The following is a 25,097-nucleotide window of genomic DNA, read 5'->3' as shown; positions in this document are numbered from 1 at the left end:
GGACGACTAGTCGAGCGTCGTCGATTCGCCTCCGGCGCAGCTGCCCATCGACAACAGCGTGTCATAGTTGACCGTTTCCGCGACAAAGCGAACCGACGCGTCGCCCAGCGAGAACAAGCAACCGCCGGGGTGATTACTGCCGTAGCTCATGTCGTTGAACAACGCCGTGTAGTCGGCGTTGATCGGCTGCGCGATGTTTTTGCATGGCGCCATGAACTCGTTCGTTCTTCCGCCGCGCGACCAGGGGCGATAGCGGGTCGCTTTGCCGTTGCGCTCGGTCCACGAGATCTCGCCAAACGCGAACGTATTGCTCGTGCCGTCGAGCATATCTCGCATTTTGCGGACTTCGTCGTGAGACCAGATTCCCTCCTTCGAGAAGCCGCCGTGAGCGCCGCTGGTGTTTTCCTGGTATGCCGAGCTGGTCGTCGCATTGGTTCCGGTGGGGCCCATAACGCCGTAATAATGCGTCGTGTAGTGGGCGGAGTTATCATCCGCCTTATCTTGGGCGCCGCTGGGGCAAAGAAAAGCGTCCATCCGAGTCGAGCGGAACGGCGCATTGACGCCGGATTCGAAGTTGACGGTCATGTCCATCTGATCAAAGAGGTTGCCCTGTTCGATAAACGGCAAAATCGCGACGTGCCAGCTGACGGGATTGCTCGCTCCGCGCGATCCGTACGGAAAGCTGCGATGGGTGTCGTGATAGTTGTGCAGCGCCAGTCCAAGTTGTTTCAGGTTGTTAGAACAGGACATCCGGCGGGCCGCTTCGCGGGCCTGCTGAACCGCCGGCAGCAACAGCGCAATCAAAACCCCGATGATGGCGATGACAACGAGCAGTTCAACCAGCGTAAATGCGGTCCGGCGTTCTGGTCGCCCAAGAGCAGGAAACGACATGGGGATACCTCGAATAAGGAAGAGAATAGAAAAGGGAAGAGGAGTCGTGATTATCTCCAGCATCGGCCTGTGGGTTGTCCGCTGATTACTCAAACGGTCACATTTCGATTTGCCGGTATGTATTAGTAGGCATCCTTGCTTGCCATTAGTGGGGTGAACTGGCCCCTAGATGTTTGTGAGATGAGAAGCCGCGATTCTACTGTTTTGCCAAGAAGTTATTAGCCGAATTTCCGTAGGTTTTACCTAATTCGACGATAAATCTCTCTCGGCCCCGCCGTGCTTACTTCCAATGGCTCTCTTGGCGACCCACGCAAGGGATGCACGCCCCTACTTGTGGCGGGTCTTGCCGGCATTCCCCGGTAGGCCAGCAATCGCTAGGCGCGGGATAGCCGAGGAGCGGCGTTCTGAATCCCTCGCCGTCTCTGAAACCGGCGACGTTCGGCGGACCAGTCAGAAGCCAAATTGGTCGCTTGCGGAGAGAATCAGGGATGCGCGAAGCAATATCGAGACAGCTTCGCTACCCAGTCAGTGAAGCGGTTTTCCGAATGCGATGCGCACGAGGCCAACCGCAGCCATCGTGCACGTCGCGAGGCGATTCGTGTTGGCGGACTCCTTCGGGCGGTAGCGAACTGGTCGTCGCTTGTTCGTTTCCCGGACCGGTTCCTCTGAGACCGTGATGCGGCCCAACTCTATTTCAAACTCTTCGCGGCGACGACGATCTCACCCAGATCGGTTACTTGGCCGTCGACGACTTCGATCTCGTACTGGCCACGGCGGTCTTTTTGAGGCTTGCCTTGCATTTGCATCTCTGACATATATCCGCCGGCGGTGTGCCAGAATTGGAAGGTCCATTTTCCCTCAGGCACATTCGCAAGTTCAAAGCTGCCGTCCGCTTGGGAAACAACCGCGTAAGGCGATTCACGAATCAGCAGATAAGCCGACATCCAGGGATGGATCGAACAAGAAGCGGGGATCGGCGTCCGCTCTTCTTCAGGAAAGTCCTGCACGAACTGCCCCTTGGCCGGAATCAGCGTGTTCATGGGCGGGTTGGCGAAACCATCGACCTTCACGTTGTGCGGGATCGGGTCCATGTTCTTGAATTTCGCTTTTTGCGTCGTGCGAATGAAGGTCACATGCGGGTCATAGACGCAGGCGATATTGTCGACGTCGATTTCGTCGTTGGCCGTTGCGGCGTACATGGGATGAGCGGTCGGATAGAGTTTCCCTCGCGCGACGGTCAGCCAGACGCAGGCGTTTTTCAGTCCTCCTTTTGGCCCTACGATCAGGCTTTCTTCGTGAATCGGCTTTAGGCCGCAAACCGCTTTGTCCTTTTCGACCGAGAGCACCGCCGGAGCCGGTGTCGCTCCGGCGACGATAAACTTGCCTTTGATCGTGCCCCAACCTTCGGCTGACGCGAGATTGCTGAATAGGAGAGTTAGCAGCAGTGCGGAAGTAAGCAACCACATTTTCATCGCAGAGAGCCTCCGTGAGATTTCGGCAAGGATCAAGAGAGCCGCGCGGTTCTATTATAGGGGTTTGTCATCAGAATGCGCGTCAATTCGACAGGATGCGCTATTTGAAACGTCGCGCAGAAATCTCGATCTGTCCAAGATCGTTGACTTCGTCCGCGAAGACTTCGATCTCATACTCGCCGCGGCGATGATTTTGCACATGGCCAAGCAGCTTGATCTCTGGGATGTATCCGAGGCTCGTATGCCAAAACTGAAAGGTCCAAGTTCCGGCGGGAACATTGGCGATCTCGAAGGCGCCGTTCTCGTCCGAAACCGCCGCATAGGGAGATTCCCGAATCAGCAGATCAGCTTCCATCCAGGGATAGATCGTACTATGAACTGGATACGGAATGCGCTCTTCCTGGACAAACGACTGCACCCACTGGCCCCCTTTGGGGACGATGCCGGGCCCGGGGGAATTGGCGAACCCGGATATCTTGATGTTATGGCCGACCGGATCCAGGTTGTTGAATTTCGCTTTTTGCGAAGTGCGAATGAAGGTCAAATAGGGGTGAAAGAGATAGTCCTTCAGCTCGATTTCTATTTCGTCATTCGCGGTCGCGGCGTAACTGGGATGCGGCTGGGGATAGCTCTGGCCGCGTGGGACGGTCAGCCACAAGCAAGCGTTCTGCAATTCTCCCTGCGGGCCGACGACTAGCTTTTGATTGGGAATGGCGGCAAGCGGCGCGGCGCGCGGAACATCCAACGCTTGGGCCGGAAAGATCTTTCCTTTCACGACAAACTTTCCCTTGATCGTGCCCCAGCCTTCCGCCGCTGCGAGATTGCTGAACAGAAGCGTCAGCAGTAATGCTGAAGTAAACGGCCATGTTTTCATCGCAGGTTACTTCCGTGAAGGTCATTTTAGATCAAGAGTTTGGCGCTGCCTTATTTTAAAGCTTCCTTTTCCTCGGTGCGAGAAGATTCGGTGAAAGCGTCACTTTTCGGCGGCGCTCGACGGCGAAGCAATCCATAGCTAACAAATGTGAGCAAGGCGAGAATCGCCAAAATCGCCAGTGGAAAGCACCAAAGCGGCAGCGCTAGTCGATGCGAATGCGGCGCCGATCCAAACTCACCGGTATTATGCAACCAAAAAAAGATCGCATGCGTATTGGTGAAAGTCAGCAGGTCGATCAGGCAGCTCACCAGCAAGAATAACGCGATCAACACCGCCGGTGCGATGGCGTGACGAGCGATTTGTTCGAGTCGAGAGTGCATGATTCATGGTCATTTCGCGGCCGCGGTTGCTTCTGCGGCTTCGCGGGCTTTCACCAATAAGCGATTCAACTCGACCAACTCGGTTTTGGTCATGTGCCCGAGGTTTTGTTGGTGGATGTCGACCAGCGGTTCTGACAACTCTTCGATCAGCGCATATCCCTTTTTGGTCAGCTTGATCCGGATGACGCGGCGGTCGGTTTGCGACCGCGTTCGTGACACCAGGCCGGCGTCTTTGAGTCGGTCGATCAGCCGCGTAATGTCCGGCACGCGCGTCACCATGCGGCTCACGATTTCCAGGCAAGGGAGCCCCGGCGCATCGGCCGCTTCTAGAATGCGGAGGACGTTGTATTGGGCGCTGGACAAACCGTGTTGCTTCAGCAATTGGCTCGGCGCCGCCGCGATCATGTTGTGCGTGCGCAGCAAGTTGAGGTACGTCTCCTGCGGTAAGGAGTCGAACGGCGCTGACTTTTTCAGTTGCTGCTGGAGGATCGATTTGGGCACGCCGGTGGCTTCCGAAGAGAGTTGATCGCACGAACAATAATTGTTCTCACAACCATATCTGTCAAGCCAGTCGTGCGGCGAACCTGCTGCGGCGCATGAAAAAAGCCGACCGCAAACTAGTGCGGTCGGCCTCGTGGGTTCGGCGATTACCCCGCGTTTAGAGCGGTTTGTCGAGCGAAGGCGTGCCGGTCGGGTCGCTATCCTTCGGCGCTTCGTCCGTCAGGCTCGGTCTTTGGGCGTCATCCAGCGGAGCCATTGGGCCCCCCCGCTCAACGTCTTCCATCGGGCTTTCAGAATCTTCTTCGTCATCCGTCGCCGGTTTCTGTGCTTCGGTCGGCGCCTTTTGGGTGATGGTCGAAGGGGAGATCGGAGCGTACGAAGTGATGGTCGGCGCCGGTGCAGCGACGATCACGTTGCCGTACGAATCAAGCGGCACTCGCATCGTGACGACGCGAGGAGTCCGTTTGACCATCTGTTGCTCGGTCCAGACCGGCTCTAGTTTGGTCTCGACAACGGTGCTGGTCTCGGCGACCCATTTCTGGACGCGAACCGGCGTTTGCTCTACTTTCTCTTCGTAAACCATCCGCGTCGTGGTGATTGGGACCTTGCGGACCTGCTCTTCTTCGACCCAGCGGCAAACCTTCACCGGCACTTTGTTTTCGATTCGCTCGACGACCGGCTTACGAACGGTGACCGGATACTGTTGAACCTGTTCGACCGATTCATAACGGGTGGTTTGATACGGAATCCGTTGGACTTGGATCTCTTCGTCATAGCGAATTCGCTGCACTGGAATCTGCTGCGTCACTTGCTGCGGCAAGTAGGTCGTCACCGGAACTTGCTGGGCGACGACGCTGGGGACGTAAGTCTGCACCTGCTGATACGTGCCGGGGCGTTGCTCTGGAACCCAGTGCAAGCCGGGGCGATCGTACATCGCACGACCGGTAACGGGATCAACATAGTTGGTCCCGCCGGTCCATCGCAAACGATTGCGAGTCGGGCCCGGCTCATAGACCGTTTGATTGACGTACTGACCTTGGTTGACATACTGCGTTTGCAGCGTCGTGCTGGGCGTGTACTGAACGGTGGTCTGCGTCTGCATCACCGTTTCGGTCACGGGGCGCTGGACGCGAATTTGTTGTTCGTAATATTGCGTCTCGCAAACCGGACGCATCACCGTTTGGCGGCGTTCACGCATCTCGGTCTCTTCGACGTAGCGAACCTGGTTGTAGCTCTGGTCGCGAATCTCTTCTTCCCAGACCGCCTTCATCACCTTGTAGCGTTCTTCACGCTCGCTGGTTTCGGTGATCGGCTTGGCGACGGTATAACGTCGTTCGCGCATCTCCGTTTCCCAGACAGGGCGATAGGTCGTGACCTCTTTCGGGATCTCGACTTTTTGGTACTGCAGACGACGTACCGTGACCGGTTGATCTTCGTAGACCGTCTGCTGAATGATTTTGTACGACGGGCCGCCGCAAGGCGCACAGCTTTGGGCGAAGGTCGGCGACGCGACGGCCGCCAGCAATGGCGCCGCTAAGACGAATTTTAAGAGCATGTGATTCATGGTTTCGGTTCCTCAACCGGGGGTCATCAAAACGACCAGAGGTTCTCTGGGCAAAGTCCCTCTCGCTTGACGAGCCGCGGCAAGTCCGTCGCCGGGCGGCCTGAGTACAGGCAACTCGTTACTAGAGATTGCCAGATTTCGGCGCCGTTATCAAACGGATTATTTTGCAGCTCGGGTCGCTTAATCGCTGGAAAATCATACGTCGTCGTGCTTTACGAGACTAGAAATTCTTTCAAGTTTTTCACACTCTCGACCGAGCGCTTTATCGTTACTTTCAAAGCAATCGTTGCAGCTTGTGATAGCATCGCAGGCAACTCAACCCAATCGACAATGTTTCGCAGAATCATCGCGCGTTGAGAAACGTCAACACGCCAGCGATGGTTTCGCACTGTAGAAGCGGTTGCGCCCGGCGCGCATTGGAGGCCGGCAGAGCAAACGGGTCCAAGCGTCAATTCGCAACAAATTGGGACCTGACCCCGCTTGCTGTTCGCCTGGGGAAGGAAGGTTGACGTTTCGCCTCAACGTGGCGTCGACGCTACCTTAAAAATTCGACCAACATCGGCGCCAAAATCGTCACCAGCCCCAGCGCAATCGGATAGGCGGCGACATACGCGACGACTGGTTCCGCGGCGTCGGTGGTCGAAGTGATCGCGGCCAGACCCGGCGTCGATGTCATGCCGCCGCAGATCGCGCCGAGCGATTTCAGCAGTCGTAGTTTCATCACGTATTCGGCCAAGAGAAAGCCGACCGTCAGCGGAACGATGGCGACCGTCGCAGCGCCCACGCAGAGCCACGCTCCTTGCTGTTGCAGCACGGCGACAAAGTCGCCGCCGGCCGCGACGCCGGCGCTCGCTAAGAAGAGAACCAGGCCCGTTTCCATTAGCAGCATTCGTGCCGACCGCGGCAAATGGCCGACCAAGGGGCCGAGTCGCCCAAAGTGCCCCAAGATCAGTCCGACCATGAGCGGACCTCCGGCCAGGCCCAGCTGGATCGAGAGACCGGCGATCGAAATCGGCAGCATGCCCAGAGCAATTCCCAGCAGCAAGCCGACCGCCAGCGCCAAAATGTTTGATTGGTCGAGCGCCGTTGGGCGATGTCCCGCCAAGCGTTCGACTTCGGGCCAGTTTTCCGGCGTGCCGACGGCGGTCAGCTGATCGCCAAACTCAATCTTGGTCATCGCTGAAGGGACGAATTCGACTTCGTGGCGACGAATCCGCGTGATCGTCACGCCGTACTTTGAGAGCAATCGCAGTTCTTTCAGCGAACGCCCAATGACCTCGGGCGAAGTCGCGACAATTTGGCGGCGCTGGCGTTCGGCGTCGAGCAGCAGTTGATCCGCGCCTTCGACCTCGGCTCCCAGCATGTCCAGCACCACCGTCAGGCGTCCCTCGGGACCGACCAGCAGGACTTGCTGTCCCAGTTCAAATTGAAAGTCATGCGGCGTGGGACGCAGGATGTCTCCGTCCCGCACACGCGGCGTTTGACAATTGGTCGCTTCGATCATCGCGACGCTGCCGGGGCGTTTACCCACGATCGCTGGATTCCGAATTTCGACCAATTTGCGCACGATTTGCGAAGCCGCGGCGGCGGGATCACCAGCGGCGGCTGACTTCAAGTCGCGGCCAAGTAGTTTCGGCAGTACCTGCACAAATGCGACCACGGCGATAATGCCGAACGGGTAACCGACGCCAAAACCGACCGCGACGTCGGGACTGTTAGGCAGTGTGGTCGTTAGTGCGCCCAGCGCTGGCGTACTGGTCATCGCGCCAGCGAAGATCCCGCTCGCCAGTTCGGCCGGCAAACCCAGCACTTTGCCCACGACCCAGGCGGTGGTTGCACCGCTGGTGACGATCACCGCGCCTAACAGCGCCAAAGTCCGCCCATCTTGAACCAACGATCGGAAGAAGGTCGGCCCGGCGCCCAGGCCGACGCAATAGACGAACGCCGCCAGGCCGATCTCACCGGTTCCGGCTGGGACCTGCATTTGGAAGTGCCCTGCGACCAGCCCGACAAACAAGACCGCCGCTGAGCCAATCGTCAGCCCCAACAGCGAAATCCGCCCCACCAGTAAACCGATGGCGACGACCCCGGCCAGCACAAGAATGCCGGGAATGCTGACAGGGGTCAGGGGGGCGGATGGCTCGCTTGCCGCCGCCGACACGGCGCAAGGACAGACGAAGCTGATTGCCGACAATGTGCAAATCATGCTTCGAGAACCGAGAAGACGTCTGGTTGGAAGCATTGCGCCTGCTCTGGATGTGGCTAAGGGGGACCTGGAAACGCTACTACTGTACTGTCACAACCAGCGCATGTCGTTGGTGCAGCGCATCATTCCAGTTGCGGCTCCACTATGGCGGATTGCGGGGGATTTGAATCTCCTAAGCCGTCGGGGGCGTCGCTGACGCGGGTTTTACGTCCGCCTATCGGCCAATCCGGCCTGACGTGTATAATGAATCGTTCTCCCCACAGCGCTGGGGGTCGCTATGCGCCGGCCGGCTCTCGCCGGGCGCAATCAGGACAGACGCCGCTCGCCTATTTCGGCTGCTGCGGCACTCAGTTTCGTACGGATCATCCATGGCCTCGATCGAACAACAATACATTCGCAACTTCTGCATCATCGCCCACATCGACCACGGCAAAAGCACGCTCGCCGACCGCCTGATGGAAAAAACCGGCACGGTGACGCTGCGCGAGATGAAAGAGCAACTGCTCGATGGGATGGATCTAGAGCGCGAACGAGGCATCACGATCAAAGCCAAAGCGGTCGCGATGCGTTACAAGTACAAAGGGCGCGAGTACGAACTGAACCTGATCGATACGCCGGGTCACGTCGATTTTCAGTACGAAGTGTCGCGATCTCTGAGCTGTTGCGAAGGCGCCGTGTTGCTGGCCGACGCGTTCCAAGGCGTCGAAGCTCAAACAGTCGCCAACGCTTTCTTGGCGATGGAGCACGATCTGAAGATCATCCCTTGCCTAAGCAAGATCGACCTGAATCACGCGCGCCCTGCCGCAGTGATCGAAGAGATGGAGCAAACGCTCGCGATCGATCCGGACGAGGTTCAAGCGATCAGCGGCAAGACCGGCGCCGGTGTCGAAGAGCTGTTGGCCGCGATTATCGAAACGGTTCCCGCGCCAGTCGGCTCACGTGAAGACGTGTTGCAGGCGATGGTGTTTGACTCGCACTACGACAAGTTCCGCGGCGCGGTCACCTATGTCCGCGTGATGAACGGCACCGTGAAAAAGGGAGACAAGATTCGCTTTCTCCGCGGCGAAACGACCCATGACGTCACCGAAGTCGGCCAGTTCATTCCGACTCCGCGGGCAACCGACGAACTGTGCGCCGGTCAGGTCGGATATTTGATTTGCAATATCAAGTCGCTCGAGTTGGTCAACATCGGCGATACGGTCAGTATCCCGGGACCCGACGCCGCGAAACCGCTGCCGGGCTATCAAGAGCCGAAACGGATGGTTTTCTGCGGACTCTATCCGTCGGATGGACAAGACTTCGAGCAACTGCGTGACGCGCTTAACAAGTTACGGATTAACGATCCGAGTTTTGTGTTTGAGCCGGAAACGAGCGACGCGCTAGGATTTGGTTTCCGCTGCGGCTTTCTCGGCTTGTTGCATATGGAAATTGTGCAGCAACGTCTTGAGCAAGAATCGGACGTCGATCTGGTGCAGACCGCTCCGAACGTGACGTACCATATCATAAACAAGAAGGGACAAGAGGTTGAGATTCACAAACCTCAAGATGTCCCTGACGCTGGCGAAATCGAAGAGTTTCTGCAGCCGATCGTGCGGGTCAGCCTGTTGCAGCCGAGCGAGTTTATCGGCCCCGTGATGCAACTTTGCACCGAGCGTCGCGGCGTACAAGTGCGGACCGAGTACTTGTCGCCGACGCGAGCGATGCTGGTTTACGATCTGCCGCTGGCCGAAGTGATCTATGACCTGCATGACAAATTGAAAAGCGCCACACGCGGCTACGGCACGATGGATTATGAAATCCGTGACTATGTGCCGGCCGACTTGGTGCGCCTGGATATGTTGGTCAACGGGAAGCGAGTCGACGCCTTGTCGATCATCTGCAATCGGGCCGATGCTGATCGTCGTGGTCGCGCCGTCGTGAAGAAGCTGAAAAGTGAGATCGATCGTCATATGTTTGAGATCGCAATTCAGGCAGCGATCGGAACGCGCGTGATCGCTCGCGAAACGGTTAAAGCGCTCAGCAAAAACGTGACCGCCAAATGCTACGGCGGCGATATCTCTCGCAAACGCAAGCTGTGGGCGAAGCAAAAAGAAGGCAAGAAGCGGATGAAGTCAATCGGTTCGGTCGACATCCCGCAAAAGGCGTTTATGGCGGTGCTGGAAACCGGAGACGACCAGAAATAACGTCGCAGCCGAGCAACGCTTGTTCGTAAGCGCTGCGTCATGCGAGTGTCTTCACGCGCCAATGCCGAAACTTGTCGCATGACAGGACACGAGTGTTACGTTTTCCCGCTTGGTGGTGATCTCTACGCCGACACCGGATAGGATTGCGCGTGCCGCACGGCTGCGGGGCGCAGGTGAGCCGCTTCGGCTGTTGGCGTGAAGAAATAATTGCGATGGACGCACGTCGGTCGGCGAAATGGCGCCCGAGCGTAGTCGCAGGCGTCATAGCGTATTCCTTGGCTCCAGAAGAAGCCGGAGTAGCCGAGCCCCTCTAGGTATTCGAACAGGCCGCCCTTTTCGATTTCGGAATTGAACGCTTCGAATAGCAGAATCGGTTTCTGTTTGCGGAGCGTTTCTTCGGCGCCTTCAAAAACCTGACGTTCATGCCCTTCGACATCGCATTTAATGACGCCGATGTTGTGCACGTTGTGCTCGCGGCAATAGTCGTCCAGGCGAGCAAGCTGGCCGAAGCCGGCGGGAATCTCCGTAGGAGCGGCGGCAGTGGTCGTTTCGCCGATGCGGGCGCCGGTCGATCCAGCATAGTCGCGCTGAATGCGGACGAGCCCGCTTTGATTGGAAAGCCCCTGCATGACGATCTCCACGTTACGCATCGAGCTGCGTCGTTTGAAACCTTGCAGCGCGTCGTGCAATTCAGGCTGCAGTTCAAAGCCGATCACCTTCCCTTGGGGACCGACGAACTTGCTGAGCCAGTAGCAGTAGATGCCGCGATTCGCGCCGATGTCGATCGCGGTGCAACCTTTCAGGTCGAGTCGCGAAAGTTGGGCGATATCGGCCGCTTCCGAACGCAATCGGTAGCGCCAGCAGCGAGCCAACATGTGGAGATGTTGATAGAGCGTCATCCGATTTTTCTCCAATTCGCGTCGAAATCCTGACAGGATCATCTCGTTGCGTTTCACGTGCAGCGCAACGTGCTATCGTTTCCCCAATAGTTGGGGCGACGGCGAATAGTAGGAAGTGCTGGTCGTTGCGCCTAGAGCGACTTACGAGTCTGGGAAACTCAGGCTATCGCGAGGGAGCGTTGGGGCGATTGGCGACCATCGTCGGACTTTGCGGACCAGGCCAGTAGGCGAAGTTTTCGGCTCGGTAGAGATCAAACTCGTGCTTGCGAGTTTCATTGATCGCGACCGTGACGCGGCCGATCTTGACGACACTAGAGAATGCGGCTGCTAGCTCTGGCGGAACCGTTTGGTAGACCGGAGTCACCAGTACTGCGGTGCGGCCGGTCACTTGCGTCGGACCACCCCATACGTCGTATTGCGATAGAACCTGATCGTCCGCTTTCCAGCTGTAGACGTGCGGTTGATTCGGCAGGTAAAACGCTAGCTCGGCTGTCGAGACGCGCCCGCCGGTCGTGATGATCAGCGCGTCATCCTCGACGCCGGCCTTCTGGATTTCTGCGCCCACGATCTGTCCCAGCTCTTCCCAGCCGCGCAGGCGAACGATCGGGTCTACCTTGCTGCCGACCAGGCCAAATACTCCCAGCGCGAAAGGCAACGCGTACGTCGCAATCGTAAAGATCGCTCCGGCGACGACGGCTCGGCGCAAATGAAACGCTCCGGCCGCGAGCGGAAAGGGAATCTCCGCTTTTTGCAACGCCCAACCGACGCACAAGATGATCCCCGCCGGAAAGACCGGCGCCGGCCAATTCAGTTCGATCCGTTGTTTCAAACTCAGCAAGACGATCAGCATCAGCGGCAAGGCGCTGAAGCAAAGCAGATACTGTACGCGACGATCGAGCGAACGGATCGATAGTAAACCGGTAAACGACAGCGATGCGAACAGGAAGAAGGTCACCGGCGACACGATGCCGAAGAGCCCGCCGACAAATTCGAGCGCCAGCGAGATTCGTTTGACGGGACCAAACGGCTCGGTTTGGAAATGTTCTGACGTATGCTGGGCGGTAATCCAGTCGTGCTGTGCGTTCCAAATAATCACCGGCGTTAAAAAGGCGATCGCGGTGATGGCGCAGAGCCATAAACCGGGGCGCACCAGCTGGCCTCGATCCTTGCGGCTGATCAAGATAAACAAGCCGCCGAGCGCCAAGAAGCCGAAGGTCGTTTGTTTCGAGAGTAGTCCGAGACCGATCGCCACCGCGGTCAGCGGAAACCAGAGCCACGTGTTGGAGTCTTCTTCCAAGGCGCGCCAGAACAAATAGAGCGCCGCGACCCAGAAGAAGAGGAAGGGAGCGTCAATCGTCATCAGCAACCCGAGCGCGGCGTTGCCCGGCGTCAGCGCCGATAACAGCACGGCGAAAAAGCCGCATTTCGCGTTGAACATCCGCTCGGCCAGCAGAAAGACGAATCCAAGTCCCAACGTGCCGAGTACGGCGGCCGGCAAGCGAACCGCCAATTCGGTGTTGCCGAAAATGCTGGTCGAGAGCGCAATGATCCATGCGATCATCGGCGGCTTGCTGTAGTAGCCCCAGTCTAATTGGCGTGACCAGTCCCAGTAATAGGCCTCGTCGTGGACCAAATCCAGCGGCACAAACGCCGTGTAAAGAATTCGAAACGCCAACAGTCCGGCGATCAGCATCCAGGTCGCATTGCGCCAAGGAAAAGGCTTCTCGTCGGTCGCCGGAACATCCATGTTCGTCGCGGTCATATCAGTAAATCGCTCAGTTGCGGTTTAATTTCCACAGTAACAATCCGCCGATGCCTAGCAGCACCACATCGGCTAACCAAACGGAATAGGGGGCCAGCACTCCATCGCGGGCCATCGTTTCGCCGGTCACCAACAGCGGATAGTAAACTCCTAAAATCGGTAGAAAGCAGAGAAAGAACGTCGTGACGTTGTCACTGGTCCGCCGCCACATCGCCACCGGAATTCCGACGCAAGCGAAGCAAAAACAGCCGAGGCCGTTCGACAATCGCCGTTGTCGCTCGGCCTGCAATCGCCAGAGTCGTTTTTGATGACCTTCGGCGGCATAGGCGATCGCCTCGGGATCGCCCCCGATGTGCAGCGCGTTGATGGTGTCTTCTAACAGCTTCGCCTCACGCGCGATCTGCGCGGGGATGTGCCGCAAGGTCAATGCGGCCGGCGAGGCGCTGTTCAAATCTTGATCGAGCGTCCCGAGTTGCGTGATTTGGTGGACGAACGGTTCGACCTGCGAAAAGTTGGTGCCGTCGCCATACTCCATAAAGCTGTTGCGGCAGACGACCTGGAGAGCGCCCGTCTCGGGGTTCGATTCCAGCTCGGCTTCTTCGGCGGTCAGCGTGAACTCGGGACCGCCGTTGGGCGTTTGCACGGTGATGAACGGTTCGATCAGACGACGATCATCGACTCCTTTAACGCGTACCGAAAAGCCTTGCATGCTGAACGACTTTTGCGTGCGGAGCATGCTGTAGGCGGTATCGTCGAGCGATTGAATGATGATCCGATGCATATTCGGTCGCGACCAGCCGGCGCAGACGTCATACAGCCCAAAGGTGACGAAGCTCAGTGCGTAAGTCGCAACCAGCACGGGCCAGATGATTTCGATCGGATTGATGCCGGCCGACTTCAGCGCGACGATCTCGTTGGAGGCCGACATCCGGCCAAACACGGTGCAGATCGAGAACAACAAACAACCGGGAATCGTGAACCGAAGCATCTCCGGTACGAAGTACGGCATCATCCCCAGGATGATGCTAGGAGGCAGACCTTTTTTCAGACCTTCATTCACGCCGCCCCCGACCACCATCAACAGAACGGTGGCCAGTAGGCAGAGAAAGAAGATCTTAAAGACCTCCCACACGACGTAGGTTTGAATCGTCCTCATATTCGCGCGGGCTACGCCGCTTGTGCTTCCGGTTGCAGGCCCTGAGCAGCCGCTTCCGATGCGGCCGTGATCTCGTTTACCTTGTTTGGCTGCTGGGTTTCGAACGCGCCTGTTCGCCAGCCTCCGAGGAGAAGGTACATCGCAAGGCCGGAAAAATAGACAATTCCGCACGACCAGACAATATCACTGAGAAAATGTGCTCCGACCGCGATGCGAAAAAATCCAATCGCCGTCCCATAGAGAATTCCCAGAGTCATCCAAAGTGCGACTGGCCAACGCTTGCGTCGCCAGTAGAGAAATGCTGGCGCCATCCAGAGGAAGCCCATCGACGCATGCCCGCTCGGAAACGATTTGCCGTCAATAGCCGAAAGTTGCCACGGAGCCACATAGCGGACGTTTTCGGGACGCTCACCGCCGAATACGGCCAATTGATGGGGACGCGGACGACTAATCGCCGGCTTGATCATTGCGTTTACTAAGAGCAACGGACCTGCTAGCACGACGCATAACAAGAACCGAGCAACCGGCTTGCGGGCGGCAAGTTCCGGCGACCAACGACCAATCACCAAGACGATGATTGCTCCAATTCCCAATACGACGCCGGGAAGCGGGCTGACCGAATAGCACAGATCTTCAGAAAACCAGTAATCCCCCGCCCAACCGTCGAACGCGCTCAAATAGAAGAAACGCGAGCAGATTATATCGATCGGCAGCCAGAAGCAGACGATCGTAAACGCCAAGAGTATCGCTAGCGGCATGAGGATCATCCAGCGTTCTCGCCAGGCCGCCTCGCAGAGGTTTTGCGGATCACAAGAACCCGAATTCTCGGAATGGATCGGCAACACAATATCGTGTTGGTTGGATTTGTTCGTCGACATTCGATCCCGAGCAATGCTAGCAGCGACAGCGGACCACGATCTTCTCGTTCTTCCTTGTTTATCTTCTCGACGGGGCTTGGAATCAAAGTTAATCGTATTGCCAGTCATATATTGCGAAAACGCAAATCTTTACCAACCGGTTTCGGCGCCTCCAGATAGCAACGAATTGTCTGCTTGCATCATTGCTGTCCTATCGGTACCAAACCGCGCGTTTTCACGCCACCCAGAAATCTTGCCCAGCTGCCGGAATGACAGGACCGCTGCGATCTGATAAAACACGCAGTTTACGAGGCTTGTCGCCGCCTACTTTCCACATATCTCCCAACTTGCAATTGAAGGAAATCGAGCATGGCTACCAACGGAGATCTCAACCGCAAGCTGCGCATGGCCCTGGTCGGTGGCGGCTCTGGCTCATTCATTGGACGCGTCCACGCGACGGCCGCCGTTCTTGATAACCGAGCCGCGCTGGTCGCCGGCGCACTTAGCTCCAATCCAGCCAAAGCGAAAGCCTCAGCGCCTGACTACGACATTCCTGAAGCTCGCGCTTACGGAAGCGTCGCGGAGATGCTCGAAAAAGAGAATGCGCTGCCTGAGGATCAGCGGATCGACTTCGTTTCGGTCGCGACCCCCAACTTTACCCATTTTGAAATCGCCAAAGCGGCCGTCGAGGCCGGCTTCAACGTCATGTGCGACAAGCCGATGACGTTTGACCTGGCCCAAGCCGAAGAGTTGCTGAAAGTGGTCGAAGGCTCCAATTCGGTCTTCGCGGTCACGCACAACTACACCGGCTATCCGCTGGTTCGTCAGGCGCGGCAGATGATTCAAGATGGCGAACTGGGCGAGATCAATGCGATCCGCGTCCAGTACATCCAAGGCTGGCTCCGCTCGAAGCTGGAAGATAGCGATCAGAAGCAGGCCGCCTGGCGAACCGATCCCGCCAAAAGCGGCGCCGCCGGTTGCTTTGGCGACATCGCGACGCACGCTTACAACCTGGGACGCTATATGACCGGTCTGCTGCCAGAGCAGATTAGCTGTCATTTGAAGACTTTTGTCGAAGGCCGCGCCCTCGATGACTACGGCACGGCGATCATCAAGTTTGAAAATGGCGCCTTGGGAACGGTCACCGCTTCGCAAATCAGCCATGGCCGCGAAAACGACGTCGCGATCGAAATCGACGGCACGAAAGGCTCCCTGCAGTGGCGGCAAGAAAACCCGAACGAAATGATGGTTCGCGCCAACGGTGAGCCCCACAAGATCTATACCCGCGACCCGAACGCTCCGTACATGAATGAGATGGGCGCCGCCGCTTGTCGCCTACCGAGCGGTCATCCCGAAGCGTTCTTCGAAGCCTTCGCCAACGTTTATCGCGCCACCTATGACGCGATGTCGGCCCGAGCGCTGGGCAAACCGTTCGAGAAGAAGGATACGATCTATCCGAACATCTACGACGGGGTCGAAGGAATGTACTTCATTCAACAATGCGTCGCGAGTAGCCAAGAAAACGGCGTCTGGCTGCCGCTGAAGCACGCGGCGGCTCGCCGATAACGTGATAAGCGCGGCGCAGTCGATTGCGATATGCGCCATGATTGAAGCAACGCAAAAAGTCGCACTCCCTGGGTGCGGCTTTTTTTCATGCAATGCCGACTGTCTCGGGAGTATGAAGAACGAATTAAATATCCAGATGCTGAATTGACTACCCGTTTGAATCGCTTTAGGTTGTCGTTCGGTTGGCGATTCAGGACGCTTTCTGTCTTGTTGTCGAGCGTGAAAAACAACGAGCTGATTCGCCAGCGTTGATGGCTATCAATTCCATCTGTCGTCGCAAGCCGTTTGACGATATTTCTGCTTTGGTTTTTTTGCGAGGATTTATCGTGATCGTTCTCCGCAATCGCTTACGCGGCTTTACCTTGGTCGAACTGTTGGTAGTCATCGCGATCATCGGCGTGTTGATCGCATTGCTGTTGCCTGCGGTCCAACAAGCGCGCGAAGCGGCTCGACGCAGTCAATGTCGAAATAACCTCAAGCAGTTTGGCTTGGCGCTGCATAACTATCATGACGTCCACCGTAAATTTCCGATGGGATACGTCGATTCGGCCTCCGCCAATTCGGCGACCCGCGATGGGGGATGGAGTTGGCAGGCGATGATTCTGCATCAGTTGGAGCAGTCCGCGCTGTTTGAGCAGATTGATTTCACGGCGGGACCTTTCGGCGGCGATTCTGTTCCAGAGAACGTTTCAGCCGTCGGCAATTCGCTCAGCGCTTTTAATTGTCCCTCCGACACGAAGCCGTCGCATGCCGAATTGTTCACGGCGTCGAATAACGGCCATGTCCAGCAGATCGCGACCAGCAGCTATGCAGGCATCTTGGGAAGCAATGGGCCCAAAGAGAATCCCTGCGCCGCCGGCAACTCGCTCGCCGCCAACCCGGATCAACGTGGGCTGTTTACCGCCAATGAATGTCGTCGTTTTCGTGATGTCCTCGATGGCACGTCGAACACAGCATGCATCGGCGAAGTGACCTGGGCCGTCTCCAACAACCAGGTCTTATTCGGCTCTGTCGGCAAAGGGGGATCCGCCAATTGTCATACGCCCAATAAAGACAATGTCGATTTTCCCCCACATCGGCATCTGCGCAATCACAAAGTAAAGCTGAATGGTCCGCCGACCGATCGCGTTTTCAGCGGATTTCATAGCCTGCACATTGGCGGAGCTCATTTTCTGTTTGTCGATGGTTCCGCTCATTTTATTAGCGAAAATATCCAGCACACCGCATCGGCTGCGGCCGATCCTCCATCGGATTGGGGGATCTATCAACGACTCGCATCGATCGACGATGGTGAGCCGGTCGACGAGTTCTAACGGGCCGCCTATTGGGTGACTTAACTCAAGGACGAGACGACGCGCCGGTAAGCGAAGATGTTTTTTTCGACGGACTACCTCATTCAACCAGCGGCGGAGTTCACGCAGAAACTTTGCCGCGATGAATATTTCGCGAACGATAGCGTCATTCGCTACTCGGAAAAAGGAACCCGATCTGATGTCCCGCTCACTCGCATCGATTTGTCGTCTTGGCTTGCTAACGATCGTTGTCGCCCTGTTGGGCTGCGGCGGCGATGACATCCCGCTCGGTTACGTGGAAGGAACGGTGACGCTGGATGGAAAGCCGGTCGAAGGTGCGATCGTCACTTTTGTGCCGACTGAAAATGAGGGGACGACCGCTTCGGGACGTACCGACGCCGACGGGCATTACCTTCTGATGTTCACGTTTCGACGCGAAGGCGCCATGCTTGGCACGAATGACGTACTGATCGATTACAACGCTTACGACGAATCTTTGCCGCCAAATAAGCAAAGGCCGAATCTCTTTCCAGCGCAATATGGAAGACCAGGCGCGCTCACGGCAGATGTTCAATCAGGTCGGCAAACGATCGATTTCGAGTTAGAGTCAACGAACTAACAGGCGGTGGAAAGTCGCACGCGTGCTACTCGCCAAAGTGCTGATGCAAAAAGCTAAGCGTCTTGTTGTTGGACCACGCGTGCCCGCCGTCGAAGAAGTCGGCGTCGACGTTTTGCGGGACGCCGAGCACGCCGTAGACCTGCTTCAGTTTTCCGAGCCCGGTGCGCGCTCCGTCGATTGGGAAAATTGGATCATCGATCCCATTGATCAGCAGCACCGGACGCGGCGCGAATAGCGCGACGACGTCCGCCATTTCTCCGTGCCGCATCACGCCGGGCAGGCAATTGCAAATGCAATGATGGATCGAGAAGATCGACGTGCGATACTCCGAAAAAGCGCCGGCGATCATCGCCAGTTTGATGCGTTCATCCAGGATCGGCAGATACATCGTCAATGTTCCGCCGCCCGAGAGACCGCCGACGCCGATCTTATCGGGGTCGACCTCTTCGCGACTCTGCAAAAAGTCGACAACCCGCATTGCGTCCCAGCAACGGATTCCTTGCGGGGTCATCCCCATCAAGAAGGCGTTCATGCTCATTTCGTGGCAGCTGCGCAGGTGCGTCGACTTGTATCCAGCATCACGTCGGCCGCACGTCTCATTCCAACCGCGCACCACCATCGCGGCAGTGACATACCCATGCTCGGCCATATAAACGGCGTAGTCGAGCGCGGACTCGTCGGTTTTCTTTTTCTGCTTTTCGTCTTCGTTAAGACGAATGTAAGGATCAATCCCGCTATGCCCATGCAGACAAATGATCGCCGGGACTTTCTCTTTTCGCGCGTGCGGAACAAAGTAGTAAACCGGCGCCCAGTAGGTTGGCTCGGTGCGCACGTAAATCTTGTAGCGTGTGAACTTCTCGAACTTCTCTTCTTCCGCCCACTCGACTTCCAGCGGCACGCGCTGCGGCATCTTGCCTAACAGATCGACGATTGTCGCGTGCATCTTTTTGCGCCAGGCTGCATGCTCGGCCGGAGTCTCGGCGTCCCACGCCAGATCGGGTTCTACCGTATCAGCAAGTTTTTGAAAGCTGTGGGTGACGTTGTTCTCTTCAATCGTCGCTGCCGGCTCTTCCGCACCTACCAAGCAGGGAGCGTGAGCGAACAGAAAGGCGAACATGAACAGCGGCGTGCGATACATCACGAGCAGGATCTCTCAGCGGTTGAAGGAAGGTGACGCTAGGGAGTGAGTTGAATATCGAATGTTTGGCGTCCTTCGCCGATGACCATCTCAAGACCGCTGGTCGCAAAATCTTGATATTTGCGGGGGATATTCGACGAATCGCTTTTCCGCGGCGCGCTGCGATCACTCTCGACAATCTCCATCTCAGGCGGCTGGACAATCACCTTATAGGCGCCCAGCGGAATTCCGGCGCCATGTTGGCTTTGCAGTTGATACGAGCCGTCGGCTTGCAGCGGCGCACTCGCGCCGAAGCCTTTTGCCGACATGAAGCAGACAATTCCTTCGGCGACCGGCTGGTCCCCGTGGGTCACTCTCCCGCTGACTGCGGCGATCGGTACTTCGTTGGACGAACCACAGCCGGAGACGCAAAGAACTATGATATAGGTAGCGATCGCCAGGGAGTGACGCGATGCCAAGTGAGAAACGGACATTCGACAATGCTCCGGATAATCAGACGCGAAAGGAAGATGCGGTACGGACGCTAACGCCTAGAACGGGCTGGGGACCAACACATTGCCGTCATCTCGTATGCAGATGTTGCGCAAGACCTCCCAGTCCATCGTTTCAGGCAAAAAGCTGACGCCTGCATCGCAGCGCACCACCATCGCGCCGCCGGGATGGGCGGAGTGGATCGGCGTATTGCCACCGGTCTGGTGATTACCTCCGGTGCCGGAAGAGAGCGTACGAAAGCCGACGCCGTAACGAATGGTCGAAACGTTGTAGATGGCGCCGCTACTCCAAGAAGTGCCGGCTGCATCGCCGGGATAGCCGACTGTATTGGCGCCAATCCAGGCGCCGCGGCGACTGCTGTTTCGTTGATCAATTTTCTGGCCGCTAGAGTTGACGGTCCAATTCGATTGTTCGGCAATAATTACCGTGTTGGTCGTGCCGTCAGAAATCTGCGCCAACCGCAGCGATTCATTCGGTATCAATGCGCCATTGCTGCACAAATAACCGGTCGACGCAGAAACGCATCGGCTCTGACCGGTCGGATCGGTCGAAGTAATGCTGCTGGTTGGTGCGCCCGCGACGCCGATATACGAGGTCGTGCCGCACTCGACTGGCCCGCCGGGGTTCTCGGCGAATTCGGGCAACGGACTCGACGGGCATTGATAGGCCGGAGCGTTGAAGCCTTGCATGACCTCGTAGTTCGCTTGCCGATAGCCAGACATCGAGGTCGAGTCGAACAGCATGGCGGACGCATTGTTGAAAACTAGCCCGTCATAAATGTTGCCTTGTTCGAGAAAGGGAAGCAAGTGAACGAGGAAGTTCGAGTGCCAGTAGTATTGGGCGCCGATTGGCAACTTCAAGTGCGTGTCATGATAGTTATGAACCGCCAGGCCGACCTGTTTTAGATTGTTGCTGCACGACATCCGCCGCGCCGCTTCCCGCGCCTGTTGAACCGCCGGCAGTAACAAGGCGATCAGCACGCCGATGATCGCGATCACCACTAGCAACTCGACCAAAGTAAATCCGCGAAAACGCTGAGGAATCGAATTCATAAAAATCTCGCTGCATTGGGAAAAGAGAATGGAATCAATGCGCCTGATAAGCAAACTTTTAGTCGGCGAACTAGAGAAGCGCCGCTTCGCAACTTTCACCGTCTGATTGACAGTAACATGCAAGAAGTGCGTAGGACATGCGTAAACGCGCAATTCTCTTTCGATAATGCGCATGGCCGTTCAGCCAGAGAATGAGCGCATGGGTAGAAGCCGCGCGCTCAAAAGTGATCAGGCGATCCGCAGCGGGCGCAGCAAATTATTGCTGCTGCGCCAGTTAGGAAACGGCTCTAACCTTCGAGCCCGGTCATCGTGCTGGTGCTGGTCGCGAACTGGTCGATTTCCAGCCCAGTTTTCTGCAACATCGAGAGATAGAGATTCGGCAGCGGGTAGTTGTTCTTCCGATCGAACGCGAGATGCTGACCGTGGCGGAATCCGCCGCCGGCGAACAGGACCGGCATGTTGCGGTTATCGTGGTTCGACGCGTTGCCCAGATTGCTGGTCATCAAGACCGACGTGTTGTCGAGCAAGCTGCCGCCATCTTCTTCGGTCTTGTCGAGGCCGCGCAGGAAGTCGCCCCAGGCCCGTACAATCGCCGCTTCGACCAACGCCAATTGCGCCAGTTTCTCTTCGTCGCGTCCATGATGGCTGAGCGAGTGATAGCCTTCGTCGACTCCTTCGATCGGCACGACTCCGCCAGAACCGCCCAAGTGATACGAGACGAAGCGGGTAGAATCGGTCGAGAGGGCCAAACGAACCATGTCGCTCATCAAGCGTTGTCGCCCAATGAAGTCATTAGGGTTCGAGATGTCGATCGGCTTGGTGAAGTCGACTTTCGGCTTCGGGCGATGGGCCCATTCTTCGGCTTCAACCATCCGCTTTTCCAATTCACGCACGCTGGTGAAGTAGGCGTCTAGCCGATCTCGGTCGCCGGCGCCCAGTTCGCGTTGCAGCGCTCGAGCGTCTTCGGCGACCAGGTCCATAATGCTCTGCCCCTGTCGAGCACGATGGACTTGTTTTTTCTGATCGGCTGGCGAATCGGTCACAAACAATTGCATAAACAGGCGTGCCGGCGAACTTTCGGCCGGAATCATCGAGCCATTCTCGGTGTAGGAAGGACTGTTGCTGCCTGACGAGCTGAGCACCAGCGACGGGAACCGCGTCTGATTGCCCAGATGCTTGGCCAGCAACTGGTCAACTGAAATCGTCGTCCGCGACTGAGCGCCGCTCCCCATCGGCGTGGCGCTGAGCAAACTTGCTTCGGCGCGATGTCCGCCCGAGACGCCGGGATGCGAAACGCCTGAGATGACCGTGTAGCGGTCGCGGATATCTTCTAACTGTTTCAGGTACAACGGCGCTTCGTAATCGCGCCCGGCCGTTTCCGGAAAGAGATTCTCAGAGTGCAGACCCAGACCTAGCGTCATCGCAACAAATCGCTTGGGCGTCGCCGGTTTGTCGCTGCCGGCGAAGGCCTGACTCATGGCGCTGAGCCAAGGCATCGACATGACGATTCCGGCGCTGCGTAGAACGGTTCGACGGTTCAGTTTTTTACCGAAGTTGAAGTGAACCTGACTCGACATAAGTCACCGTCTTTCTCTTAGCTGAAATTGAACGTTATTTGCTTAAGAACAACGGGCTGGCGACCACCGCTTGGATGATCGAACGCAAACCGTAATCTTCCGCCGCCGTCTCCTCGACAATCGCTTCCACCGCGTCGCGATCCGCGAAAGCGATCGGTGCGCCCGTCCCGTAGACCAACAGTTTTTCGGCGACGCAAGCCGCCAGCTTCTGAGGTTTACGGATGGTAAGCGCCTGAAAGCCGTCGATATTTTTAAACTCATCGCCGTCGGGCAGCACGTAGCTGGCGTCAATCACGGCGCCCGTTTTCCGCTTGGTTCCCGACATCTTGATATACGTATCTCGCCACCGGCCTGCGGGGTCAAAGTTTTCTAACGCGAATCCCGGCGGGTCGATCTTCACATGGCAGCTGGCGCAGTCCCCTTGCGAGCGATGCTTGGCCAGTTGCTCACGGATCGTCGTTGCGCCGCGAATATCAGGTTCGACCGCCGGCACGTTGGTGGGCGGGGGAGGAACCGAATCCCCCAAGATCCGCTCCAACATCCAAACGCCTCGCAGGACTGGAGAAGTATTCGAACCGTTGGCGGTCACCTTCAAAATTGCGCCTTGCGTGATCAGGCCGCCGCGATGACTCTCCGGCGACAGCGCGACGCGGCGCAACTCGTCCCCTTCGACTCCACCAATTTGGTAGTAGCGAGCCAAGCGACTGTTGAGAAAGGTAAAGTCGGCGTCAATCAATTTGTCGACGCCCAGGTTCTCTTGCAGCATCGTCTCGAGAAATGTCTCGGTCTCGTTGAGCATCGCCTGCTGAACGATGGGATCAAAATCACGATAAAGCTTTCGATCCGGCGTCGTGAAATTAATCTGATCCAAATCGAGCCATTCGGCCGCAAAGTCATGAATAAACTGGCGACCTTTCTCGCCGCTCAACAGGCGAGCCGCTTCGGTCTGCAGTCTCTTCTTTTCATGCAATTTGCCGGCGTCCGCTAAGCGGCGCAGCTGTTCATCCGGCGTGCTGCCGGTCAGCAAATAGCTGAGTCGCGTCGCGATCGCATGATCATCCAACGGGCCAGGCGATTCTGAAAAGTAAAGGAATCGCGGCGAACAAAGGAGCGCCCGATAGCCCATACGCAGCGCCGCGACAAAGTCGTCGCCGTCATCAAGCGCCGCTTGCACGCGTTCGACATAAGGAGCGATCTCCCCAGGCGAGATCGGGCGGCGGAAAGCACGCTGCGCGAAGGCCAACAGCAAACGAGCGGCATCCTCTCGCGGCGACTTGCTGACCACTTGGAACGGCTTTTTCTTGTCTTTGTTGGGAGTCGTCTTCAAGTCGCCCAGCACTAAGCTGCGAACATGATCGTCGTCGCCGTTCAGATGAATCCGCTCCATCGTGATCCGATCGAAGGCGATTCCCGCGAGATCTTGCGACTCCCCTTCTCCCACACCGACCTGACCGCCGGCAAAGCGTCCCTTCTTCAACGTGTCGTCGCCGGGGCGAATCTCCAGCATGTGACCTTTCGGCAGCCATGTCTGAAACTCGATCGTCTTCGGCTCGTCCATCGCTTCGAAGGTGGTCACGTCTTGCAGCAGAGGGGCGGTCGAAACGCACAGTCCCGTTCGTACGGTCGACCAGACGCCGCCGGTCTTGGGAGGCTTCAAACCAGAGACGGTGACTTGAAAACGATACCAACCGTCACTGCGAGCCGTGGTCGCCGGGATCCGTCCGTAGTAGATCAAACCAGACGACCAGATCACCGCTTTGCCGTTGCGCATCTCCGGCTCGCGGCAGCGTCGCTTCGGATTGGTGCGTGAAACTCCTTGGGCGTCAAAGTCGCGTACGTATTCATCTTCGGGCGAGAGAGCACGGCGAAACGCTTCATCCAACGCCGCGTCGACCGCTTGCAAATGGGCCGCCAATTGAAAGTGCGACATCGACTGGCCGTCGGCGACCGTCGTAAATCCGTTCGGTCGAGACTCTTCCGGCAAATAGTCCGTCAGCGGAATATCAATGCCCAGCAAATCATGCAGCGAACGCTCGACTTGCAGACGGGTCAGGCGTCGCGCTTGGACGCGTCCTGCTGTTTCCTGTTGCGAAAGTTGCTGACGACGGAGATGCGTGCGCGTTGCGCTGAGAAACTTCTGCTTCTCGTCGGCGTCGGCCTCGCCAAATTCGGTCGGCGGCATTTCGTCTGACTCGACCCGGTCAAAGATCCGAACCCAGCGATCTTGAACCGCTTCGTCGCTCAAATCAAAGGAAAGCTGCTCAAGATCAAGACCCGCTTCGGAAGTCGCCCCCTGATGGCAGTCCAAACAGTTGGTCGCGACAAATTGACGAATCGCCGCCGGCGTCTGCGGAGGAGCCGGAGTCGCGGCAAATACCGAGGTCGCTAGCGTCAGCAAGACGACAAACATCACCACAAATCGCGGCAAAGAATGCCCGAAATTGCGCATATCGGTTGTGACGAATTTAAAACGCGCCATGGCGTAGGATTGCCGTAAGGTAGGACTGTGGCTGGGGTTGCAGCGATTGGGCGGGGTGGGATAGCGCCTGGTGGGTGGATGACGCTATCCAGTAATCATACCAAGATTATCGGCTAAAGCGAGATATTTTGCATCGC

The 25,097-nt window shown here is 57.2% G+C and carries 20 protein-coding genes; 4 read left to right on the top strand and 16 right to left on the bottom strand.

Annotation, left to right across the window (positions count from 1 at the left end):
* Positions 1–6 precede the first annotated feature (6 nt).
* The 7 genes from DSM3645_RS26330 to DSM3645_RS26300 all read right to left on the bottom strand — a co-directional run bounded on the left by DSM3645_RS26330 (position 7) and on the right by DSM3645_RS26300 (position 7,888).
* Positions 7–891, bottom strand: coding sequence for a DUF1559 domain-containing protein (locus DSM3645_RS26330; protein WP_002655711.1), 885 nt, complete (start codon positions 889–891; stop codon positions 7–9).
* Positions 892–1,580: 689 nt separating this feature from the next.
* Positions 1,581–2,363, bottom strand: a complete 783-nt coding sequence (locus DSM3645_RS26325; RefSeq protein ID WP_002655710.1) for a hypothetical protein — start codon at positions 2,361–2,363, stop codon at positions 1,581–1,583.
* 100 nt (positions 2,364–2,463) lie between these two features.
* Positions 2,464–3,237: a hypothetical protein gene (locus DSM3645_RS26320; RefSeq protein ID WP_002655709.1), complete on the bottom strand. Its 774-nt coding sequence runs from the start codon at positions 3,235–3,237 to the stop codon at positions 2,464–2,466.
* 50 nt (positions 3,238–3,287) lie between these two features.
* Complete coding sequence (locus tag DSM3645_RS26315; protein ID WP_002655708.1) at positions 3,288–3,617, bottom strand: hypothetical protein; 330 nt, start codon at positions 3,615–3,617, stop codon at positions 3,288–3,290.
* A gap of 9 nt (positions 3,618–3,626) precedes the next feature.
* Positions 3,627–4,118: a MarR family winged helix-turn-helix transcriptional regulator gene (locus DSM3645_RS26310; RefSeq protein ID WP_002655707.1), complete on the bottom strand. Its 492-nt coding sequence runs from the start codon at positions 4,116–4,118 to the stop codon at positions 3,627–3,629.
* Between the two features lie 157 nt (positions 4,119–4,275).
* Positions 4,276–5,682, bottom strand: coding sequence for a hypothetical protein (locus tag DSM3645_RS29060; RefSeq protein WP_002655705.1), 1,407 nt, complete (start codon positions 5,680–5,682; stop codon positions 4,276–4,278).
* A gap of 535 nt (positions 5,683–6,217) precedes the next feature.
* Positions 6,218–7,888 carry an aspartate:alanine exchanger family transporter gene (locus DSM3645_RS26300; protein ID WP_081445019.1) on the bottom strand — a complete coding sequence of 557 codons (1,671 nt, stop codon included), beginning with the start codon at positions 7,886–7,888 and terminating at the stop codon, positions 6,218–6,220.
* Positions 7,889–8,256: 368 nt separating this feature from the next.
* On the opposite strand from DSM3645_RS26300, the gene lepA reads away from it, so the two are divergent.
* On the top strand, positions 8,257–10,071 hold the full coding sequence (lepA, locus tag DSM3645_RS26295; protein WP_002655700.1) for a translation elongation factor 4: 1,815 nt from the start codon (positions 8,257–8,259) through the stop codon (positions 10,069–10,071).
* A gap of 122 nt (positions 10,072–10,193) precedes the next feature.
* Here the strand turns inward: lepA and DSM3645_RS29055 are convergent, their stop codons facing one another.
* The 4 genes from DSM3645_RS29055 to DSM3645_RS26275 all read right to left on the bottom strand — a co-directional run bounded on the left by DSM3645_RS29055 (position 10,194) and on the right by DSM3645_RS26275 (position 14,646).
* On the bottom strand, positions 10,194–11,027 hold the full coding sequence (locus tag DSM3645_RS29055; protein WP_002655699.1) for an FkbM family methyltransferase: 834 nt from the start codon (positions 11,025–11,027) through the stop codon (positions 10,194–10,196).
* Between the two features lie 106 nt (positions 11,028–11,133).
* Positions 11,134–12,732 (bottom strand): ArnT family glycosyltransferase, encoded by a 1,599-nt coding sequence (locus tag DSM3645_RS29050; RefSeq protein WP_002655698.1) that lies wholly within the window; start codon positions 12,730–12,732, stop codon positions 11,134–11,136.
* Between the two features lie 13 nt (positions 12,733–12,745).
* A complete protein-coding gene (locus DSM3645_RS26280) occupies positions 12,746–13,888 on the bottom strand; it encodes an LptF/LptG family permease (protein WP_002655697.1) in 1,143 nt (380 codons plus the stop codon).
* 11 nt (positions 13,889–13,899) lie between these two features.
* A complete protein-coding gene (locus DSM3645_RS26275; RefSeq protein ID WP_237564940.1) occupies positions 13,900–14,646 on the bottom strand; it encodes a phosphatase PAP2 family protein in 747 nt (248 codons plus the stop codon).
* 468 nt (positions 14,647–15,114) lie between these two features.
* On the opposite strand from DSM3645_RS26275, the gene DSM3645_RS26270 reads away from it, so the two are divergent.
* The 3 genes from DSM3645_RS26270 to DSM3645_RS26260 all read left to right on the top strand — a co-directional run bounded on the left by DSM3645_RS26270 (position 15,115) and on the right by DSM3645_RS26260 (position 18,222).
* Positions 15,115–16,311 (top strand): Gfo/Idh/MocA family protein, encoded by a 1,197-nt coding sequence (locus tag DSM3645_RS26270; protein WP_002655695.1) that lies wholly within the window; start codon positions 15,115–15,117, stop codon positions 16,309–16,311.
* A 251-nt stretch (positions 16,312–16,562) separates the two neighbouring features.
* Positions 16,563–17,624 (top strand): DUF1559 domain-containing protein, encoded by a 1,062-nt coding sequence (locus tag DSM3645_RS26265; protein ID WP_131282846.1) that lies wholly within the window; start codon positions 16,563–16,565, stop codon positions 17,622–17,624.
* 178 nt (positions 17,625–17,802) lie between these two features.
* Positions 17,803–18,222 (top strand): carboxypeptidase-like regulatory domain-containing protein, encoded by a 420-nt coding sequence (locus tag DSM3645_RS26260; protein WP_002655692.1) that lies wholly within the window; start codon positions 17,803–17,805, stop codon positions 18,220–18,222.
* A 25-nt stretch (positions 18,223–18,247) separates the two neighbouring features.
* Here DSM3645_RS26260 and DSM3645_RS26255 read toward each other — a convergent pair whose 3' ends face one another.
* The 5 genes from DSM3645_RS26255 to DSM3645_RS26235 form a co-directional block, all read right to left on the bottom strand.
* Positions 18,248–19,360: an alpha/beta hydrolase family protein gene (locus DSM3645_RS26255; protein WP_002655691.1), complete on the bottom strand. Its 1,113-nt coding sequence runs from the start codon at positions 19,358–19,360 to the stop codon at positions 18,248–18,250.
* 38 nt (positions 19,361–19,398) lie between these two features.
* Complete coding sequence (locus DSM3645_RS30335) at positions 19,399–19,833, bottom strand: hypothetical protein (protein ID WP_002655690.1); 435 nt, start codon at positions 19,831–19,833, stop codon at positions 19,399–19,401.
* Positions 19,834–19,890: 57 nt separating this feature from the next.
* Entirely contained in the window at positions 19,891–20,904 is a 1,014-nt protein-coding gene (locus tag DSM3645_RS26245) for a DUF1559 domain-containing protein (protein ID WP_002655689.1), read from the bottom strand.
* A 287-nt stretch (positions 20,905–21,191) separates the two neighbouring features.
* Complete coding sequence (locus DSM3645_RS26240) at positions 21,192–22,481, bottom strand: DUF1552 domain-containing protein (protein WP_002655688.1); 1,290 nt, start codon at positions 22,479–22,481, stop codon at positions 21,192–21,194.
* 34 nt (positions 22,482–22,515) lie between these two features.
* Positions 22,516–24,960 (bottom strand): DUF1592 domain-containing protein, encoded by a 2,445-nt coding sequence (locus DSM3645_RS26235; protein ID WP_002655686.1) that lies wholly within the window; start codon positions 24,958–24,960, stop codon positions 22,516–22,518.
* Positions 24,961–25,097: the final 137 nt, after the last annotated feature.

It is taken from the genome of Blastopirellula marina DSM 3645, assembly GCF_000153105.1.
In the GTDB taxonomy this organism is placed as follows: Bacteria; Planctomycetota; Planctomycetia; order Pirellulales; family Pirellulaceae; genus Blastopirellula; species Blastopirellula marina.
Note: the sequence above shows the minus strand (reverse complement) of the source record. Positions and strands in the feature narration are given on the sequence as shown.